1 rRNA gene is annotated in these 259 nt (G+C 37.1%); it reads right to left on the bottom strand.

Annotated elements, in window-relative coordinates:
- Window positions 1–96: ribosomal RNA gene (locus tag LB452_RS13750) — 23S ribosomal RNA — on the bottom strand; the annotation flags it as partial.
- Window positions 97–259 lie beyond the last annotated feature (163 nt).

Below are 259 nucleotides of genomic sequence, written 5' to 3'. Positions count from 1 at the left end.
CATATGTGCTAATCCCCGCAGCTTATCGCAGCTTGTCACGTCCTTCGTCGCCTCTGAGAGCCTAGGCATCCCCCATACGCCCTTAATAAGCTTATCTATTCGATAATTATTTATTTTTATTTTACTCGTCGTACTCCTTTCTCTAAAGAAAAAAGTACGCTCTTACTCTCGTATTCTTATATATTCTCAATATGTCAATGAACGTTTAAATTCCTTACTTACACCTTGTATAAGCAATGAAATCTTTGCCATAATACTT

Source organism: Psychroflexus longus (assembly GCF_020164595.1).
GTDB classification, from domain to species: Bacteria; Bacteroidota; Bacteroidia; order Flavobacteriales; family Flavobacteriaceae; genus Psychroflexus; species Psychroflexus longus.
This window is presented reverse-complemented; position numbering and strand designations above follow the sequence as displayed.